The organism is Cellulomonas marina (genome assembly GCF_900111925.1).
In the GTDB taxonomy this organism is placed as follows: Bacteria; Actinomycetota; Actinomycetes; order Actinomycetales; family Cellulomonadaceae; genus Cellulomonas; species Cellulomonas marina.
Map to the genome: position 1 here is coordinate 55,544 of NZ_FOKA01000021.1, position 6,456 is coordinate 61,999.

The following is a 6,456-nucleotide window of genomic DNA, read 5'->3' on the forward strand; positions in this document are numbered from 1 at the left end:
ACCACCCGTTCGTGCGTCGCGGCACGGCGAGGCCCCCCGCGCCAGTCGTACATTTGTTCGATGCACTACGCGCGGTGGCTGGTCAATCACGGCGAGCCTCAGGGGCAGGAGCCGATCACGCCGGTGCGCGCGGCCGTCGTCCGCTCGGACCTCTACGACGGCTCCACCATCACGCTCCCCGTGCTCGCGGTCGCGAAGGCCCCGGGCTGGGTGTGCGTGCAGCAGACGGTCGACCCCAGCAGGCAGTGGCTCGCCTGGATCCCCGCCGACCGGGTGCACCCGCGATGAGCGCCGACGAGATCGACTGGTCGAAGTGGCGCCACACCCGTCATGGCTGGGCGCGCATCCCGCCGGCCTCGTGCCCTGACGGCCATCGCTGGACCGAGAGCGGCCCTGGCCGACCGGCGCAGCGCTTCGTCACGTGCACCTGCGGCCCGGGGCGACACCACGTCGTGTGGGTCTGCCCTACGTGCGCAGCTCACTGCGCGGAAGGGTGCCGCGACATCACCCGGTGGCACGGGCACACCGTCCCTGTAGGAGCCGCACCGCCGCGCCGGCGGGCCATCCAGTCTGTCCTACTGTCTTACGTGTGTAAGACGGTAGTACGCTTGTGGAGACAGAAGGGAAGACCATGGCCACCATCACTCTCCGCGTGGACGAGCGCGTGCGCGACGAGCTCGACGCCGTCGCGCGCGCCCGCGGCGTCACCGTCAGCGACCTCGTCCGCGGCTACATCGAGGCACAGCACGGCGGCGGCGACGACCGCCTCGACGCGGCGCCTCCCCGCACGCTCGCCCTCGAGCAGCGTCACGCGCTCGTCCTCATGCACCGCGTGCTCGCCAAGATCGGCGACGACGACTACCCGCCCGGCCACCACGAGCGCGCGATCGAGGCGCTCATCAGCGGGTACACCGCCGAGTACGGCAAGGAGTTCGCGGGCTACACCCGGGAGATGCCGCGCCGGGACTGCGAGCTCGTGTGGGACATCCTCGACATGTTCCGCATCGTCAGGTCCAGCGTCCGCCGGCTGGCCGCGGACGAGCGCGACCAGCTCACGGAGACCGAGCTGCGCCGGCTGGAGTTCCAGGGCTTCGACGCGAACCACGCGGTCGAGAGCACGCTGCTGTCCTACGCCCGCTACCTCATCGACGGCGGGAAGTGGGAGGCGCTCGCGCCCTTCTTCGACGACGAGCACAGCCGCGGCAACTCCCACGGGCAGATGCTCGGCCGGTACCAGCGGCAGCTGGACGTCTTCCGCCCCATCTGGAGCCAGGCGGCGCGGACGTTCGACCTGCGGGACCTCTCGCTGGACGAGCTACGCGCGATCGCCGCCGCCTAGTACCCCGCCGGCGCGCGCTCACCGCGGACCCACATCGGCTCGCGCGCGCCACGGGTGTCCTCGCGCAGCCAGCCGACCGCGGTCATGTCCTCGACCATCGCCTGGGTCACCTCGGCGGGCAGGTCGGGGTTGGCGAGCATCGAGTAGCCCCCGCGCGAGTACAGGCGGACCACCGTGATGGCGAGGTACATCCCTGCTTCGTGGTGCTCGACGGGGTACTCGCGCAGCCAGGCCCACCCGGGGTGGTCAGGGCCCCACAGAGGCAGGTCCGGGTGAAGCCGGCGCCAGTCCGCGGTGGTGCGCATGCCCGGCGGCGGCACGACGTGCGCAGCCGCCGTCACCGGCGCGCTGTGGGCGGCCTGCGATGCGAGGTCGGCCGCGCGGCGCGCGCGCGCCTCCTGCTGCTCGCGCTCGAGCTCGGCGCGCCGCGCCGCCTCCTGCGCCGCGCGGCGCGCGCGCTCTTCCTCCTCCGCGGCACGACGTCGGGCCTCCTCGGCTCGGGCTTCTGCCAACTCGCGCAGAGCGGTCTCGAGGTGCGGGGTCCAGACCCCGGTCGGCGTGATCGTGCACTGGCCGAGGGGGGCCCATGCCGTGGCGGCGTCGTCGCCGGTGACGTCGACGCCGAGCAGGACCCCGCTGTCGGCGTCGCGGCCGATCCTCAGCGCGTAGTCCCGGCCCACGCGCTCGGTCGTCGCGGTCGTCGTCGACGACGGGCCGTGCAGCCAGGTCACCTGGTCAACGTGCGCCCGGTAGCGGGCGTCGCGGTCCTTCCATGCGTGCGCGCCGATGTCGGTCAGCTGCACCTCGAGCGTGTGGGCGACGCCCTCGACGAGCACGTGCAGGTCGGCGCGGCCGGCGTCGTTGAAGCGGTGCTCGATCGTCGCCTGGTAGCCCTGGTCGGCCAACCACGCTGCGAGCTCCCGCTGGTAGGCCAGGTGCGCGTACGACGGCCCTGCGTCTCGCGTGGTCAGCGCGCAGGCCGAGGCGTCGCGGCGGTGCTGAAAGTGCGGGATCCGGACCTTGCCGACGTGCAGGTCGAGGATCCCGCCGCAGCCGCCGGCCTGCGTGGTGCACCAGAACGTCCGGTGCTCAGCCCGTAGTCGCGCGGCCGCGTCGTGGGCCGGCGGCGCGACGACGCCCGCCGTGCCGGTGGGGCCGTCCGTGACGGCGTGCCGAAGGTCGCTCGAGGCCATGCACGTCGTCTAGTGCCGAGGTCCGACAGTCTCCGGGCGCTTCGTCCCGGTTCGCCCGCTCGCACCGCCCCGGGTTCACCCACATGGCGGAGGCCGGGCCGTGGCCGGCCGCTGGTGGCGGCGTGAGCGCCGCCGCCGCGCGGATAGGCTCGGCCGGCGGCGGGCCGGTGAGGGAGCGGGTGTGAAGTACGAGCTGTTCGACTACCAGGAGGCCGCCGTCGCGGCGCTCTCCAAGCACCTCATCCGCGCAACCCGCGACCATGACGAGGATCCCGACGAGCGAGCCGCCGTCGTGCTCGCCGCACCGACCGGCGCGGGAAAGACCGTCATCGCGACCGGGGTCATCGAGGCGTCTCTGGACGGGGACGAGGCGACCCCGGGTGTCGAGGATGCGACGTTCCTGTGGGTCACCGACGACCCGTCGCTGAACCGGCAGACGCTGCAGAAGATGCTCGACTCGTCCTCGGACATCAAGCTCAACCGGTTGACGATCATCGAGAGCGACTTCGACGAGGAGGTCTTCGCTCCCGGGCGGGTCTACTTCCTCAACATCCAGAAGCTGAGCGCCACCGCGACGCTGTCGAGGTCGCGCGTCGACGGACGCACCTACTCGCTGTGGGAGACGATCGCGAACACGATCGTCCAGCGCCCGCACGGCTTCGTCGTCGTGGTCGACGAGGCCCACCGGGGCACCACGACGGCCGCTGCGTCCGGCCGCAACCGGGAGACGATCGTCAGCCAGATCATCGGCGGCGGCGCGACCGGTCGCCCCGCGGCGCCCGTCGTGTGGGGCATCTCCGCGACACCGCGGCGGTTCCTCGGCGCGATGGCCGAGGCCGGGCGGACGACGAAGCAGCACACCGTGCGCATCGAGGACGTGCGCGCCTCGGGGCTCCTCAAGGAGCAGATCGTCCTGGGCCACACCCAGGGAGTCGACGCCGCCGAGTCGGCGCTCGTCCGGTTCGCCGTCCAGCGCGTGCGGCTGTACGACCAGAAGTGGGCCGCGTACACCGCGGCGACCGGTGAGCCGACCGTCCATCCTGCGCTCGTCATCCAGGTGGCCGACAAGCCGACGCCGGCCGAGCTCGGCACGCTGATCAGCACGGTGCTCGAAGAGTGGCCCGGCATCGGCCCCGAGGCCGTCGTGCACACGTTCGCCGACCACGCCGCGGTGAGCGCAGGCGGCTACGAGATCCCCTGGTGCCCGCCGGAGGACATCCAGGACCGCACCGAGATCCGGGTCGTGCTGTGCAAGACGGCCATCACGACCGGGTGGGACTGCCCGCGCGCCGAGGTCCTGCTCTCGTTCCGCGTGGCCCGCGACCTCGACCTCATCACGCAGGTGATGGGCCGCATGGTGCGCACCCCCCTCGCGCGGCGCATCGACACCGACCAGGACCTCAACGCCGTCCACTGCATCCTGCCGAAGTTCGACAAGGCCGCCGTCGAGGCGATCGCCGAACGGTTCCGCGTCGGCGACGACGAGACCCTCGCGAGCGGCACCGCCGTCATCGTCGACGCCGTCGAGCTCGGACGGAACCCCAACCTCGCCCCGGCACCCGCGCCCGCCCACGACGCCGCGCCTCGAACCACCTCGGCCGTGGCTCCGGCGTCAGACGACTTCGACCTGGCGTCGGTCGACGAGACGAGCGCGCCCTCCGCCTCACCGATCGAGGTCGCACAGCCGGCAGCGTCAAGTTCGACGAGCGCGGGCAGCGACGAGCCGATCGAGGCCGGAGGGCTGTTCGCGGCCGACGCGACCCCGGTACACGACCTCAGCGCCGCAGCGTCGACGTCGGTGTTCGACGTGATCGCCGCGCTTCCGTCCTACACGATCCCGCGGCGCACGTTGCGCTCGCCCATCGACCGGCTCACCCAGATGGCGATCCTGCTTGCCGGCGAGCACGACGGCGTGACGATCGACGCGAAGGCGCCGATCAAGGCCCGGGCGGCGCTGCTGTCAGTGGTCGACGAGCGCCGGACGGTGCTCGAGGAGTCGGGCGAGCTCGACGAGCTCGTACGCGGCGCCGGCGTCACCCGGCTCTTCGAGCGCACCGTGGGCTTCGCCAATCCGACGTCGGTCAGTACCGACACCAGCTCCGAGCTCGTGCTGGACGCCCGCGGCGTGCAGATCCTGATGAAGCGCGCCGAGGCGCTGCTCCCGCAAGGGCTGGCCAACGCCTACGTCAAGCGTCTGGCCGACCGCGACGACCAGATCCGCCAGGCGCAGCTGACCACCATCGCCCTGGCTGGCGATCCCAGCCTGCCGACTGCGCTGAAGAACCGCGCCTCGCACATCGTCGAGCAGTGGTTCAAGGACTACGGCGGCGCGATCACCCGGTTGCCGGCACCTGAGCAGGAGCGGTTCGACCGCATCAAGCGCGAGTCGGACCGGCCCCTCCTGACCACGATCACCCTGCCCAGCAACAAGACCGAGAGCTCCGCCGGCACGGCGTGGGAGCGGCACATCCTGTCGGACGCCGACGGGCTGTACCGCACCGAGCTGCAGGGCTGGGAGGAGCACGTGCTGCGCACCGAGCTGACCGCCGGCGCCGTCGCCTGGTACCGCAACCCGTCGACCGGCCGGCACTCGCTGCAGATCCCGTACACGACCGCCGGCGGCATCAACGGGCTGGCTCCGGACTTCGTCTTCGTCGACCAGGTCGCCGGCCGGCTAGTCGCCTCGCTCGTCGACCCGCACGGCACTCACCTCGCCGACGCCGTCGACAAGCTCAAGGGGCTCGCCGCCTACGCCGCCACCCACGCCGACGCCTACCACCGCATCCAGTCCGTCGCGCTCGTCGACGAGCACTACCTCCTGCTCAACCACAAGGACCCGCTGATCCGCGACGCCATCACGGCTTTCGACGGCACCGACTCCCGCGAGCTCTTCCGCGCGCACGGGACGGGGTACTGACCGTGGCGCACATCGACAACCTCATCGACTCCATCAAGGACCCGCAGCTGCGCACGGCGCTGCGCGCCGAGTACGACAAGGTCACCAAGAGCCGGCGCCTGGGCCTGGTGTTCGACCGCCACCTGCCCGAATCGGTCGTCCTCCCCGGGTTCGCGATTCGGGAGGGGGAGAAGGTCCAGGTCATCGCAGACGGCTCCGACGACCCTGCTGACATCGACGGCTCCGGCGTCTGGACGGTGACCGACGTCGCAGCGACGCACGCCCGGCTGCGCGACGGCAACGGGGAGACCCGGCAGGTCGGCAGAGGACGCCTGGTCGCCACGCGCGAGTTCGGGGACCCCATCTACCCGGGCCTGGTGTCCACCGGCCGTGTCCTGCGTGGGGGCGGCGCGGACGGCGACGACGGCGGTAAGCCGTTCCACACCGTCATCAACGCCGAGAACTACCACGCGCTCGAGGCGCTGCTGTTCGCCCACGAAGGCCAGGTCGACGCCATCTACATCGACCCGCCGTACAACACCGGCGCCCGCGACTGGAAGTACAACAACGACTACGTCGACGACGCGGACCCCTACCGCCACTCCAAGTGGCTCAGTTTCATCGAGCGCCGCCTCCTGCTGGCCAAGCGACTGCTCAACCCCGCGGACTCCGTCCTGATCGTCACCATCGACGAGAAGGAGTACCTGCGCCTTGGTTTGCTGCTTGAGCAGACGTTCCCCGAGGCGCGCATCCAGATGGTCAGCAGCATCATCAATCCGAAGGGCGCGACCCGCTCCAAGGCGTTCGCGCGCACTGACGAGTACGTCTACTTCGTCTTGTTCGGCGACGCAGCACCGCAACCGGCCGCACTGACGAGCGACTGGAAAGTGGTCCGTGACCCTCGAGCGGAGACACTGCGCTGGGCAGAGCTCCTGCGTGCCGGCACCAACGCACGTCGCGTCGATCGACCCAACCTCTTCTACCCGGTCTTCGTCAGCGAGGACGGATCGCGCCTGGTGTCCGCGGGG

5 protein-coding genes are annotated in these 6,456 nt (G+C 71.4%); 4 read left to right on the plus strand and 1 reads right to left on the minus strand.

Features of this window, described 5'->3' with window-relative positions; all coding sequences use genetic code 11:
- Window positions 1-60 precede the first annotated feature (60 nt).
- Window positions 61-288, plus strand: a complete 228-nt coding sequence (locus BM048_RS16830; protein WP_090034973.1) for a hypothetical protein — start codon at window positions 61-63, stop codon at window positions 286-288.
- Between the two features lie 343 nt (window positions 289-631).
- Window positions 632-1,339 carry a YfbU family protein gene (locus BM048_RS16835; RefSeq protein ID WP_090034977.1) on the plus strand — a complete coding sequence of 236 codons (708 nt, stop codon included), beginning with the start codon at window positions 632-634 and terminating at the stop codon, window positions 1,337-1,339.
- Here the strand turns inward: BM048_RS16835 and BM048_RS16840 are convergent.
- The gene (locus tag BM048_RS16840) at window positions 1,336-2,532 is read right to left on the minus strand and encodes a competence protein CoiA family protein (protein ID WP_090034980.1); all 1,197 of its coding nucleotides are present in this window, start codon (window positions 2,530-2,532) and stop codon (window positions 1,336-1,338) included. The genes BM048_RS16835 and BM048_RS16840 overlap by 4 nt on opposite strands.
- Window positions 2,533-2,713: 181 nt before the next feature.
- Here BM048_RS16840 and BM048_RS16845 point away from each other — a divergent pair, with 181 nt between their 5' ends.
- Both BM048_RS16845 and BM048_RS16850 read left to right on the plus strand, forming a co-directional pair.
- Window positions 2,714-5,449: a DEAD/DEAH box helicase family protein gene (locus tag BM048_RS16845; protein ID WP_175499610.1), complete on the plus strand. Its 2,736-nt coding sequence runs from the start codon at window positions 2,714-2,716 to the stop codon at window positions 5,447-5,449.
- A 2-nt stretch (window positions 5,450-5,451) separates the two neighbouring features.
- A partial coding sequence (locus tag BM048_RS16850; protein ID WP_217644277.1) for a DNA methyltransferase occupies window positions 5,452-6,456 on the plus strand: 1,005 nt, incomplete at its 3' end.

Coding starts and splice junctions, on each gene's coding strand:
- BM048_RS16830 (WP_090034973.1), top strand. CDS start 61: ATGCACTACGCGCGGTGGCTGGTCAATCACGGCGAGCCTCAGGGGCAG.
- BM048_RS16840 (WP_090034980.1), bottom strand. CDS start 2,532: ATGGCCTCGAGCGACCTTCGGCACGCCGTCACGGACGGCCCCACCGGC.
- BM048_RS16835 (WP_090034977.1), top strand. CDS start 632: ATGGCCACCATCACTCTCCGCGTGGACGAGCGCGTGCGCGACGAGCTC.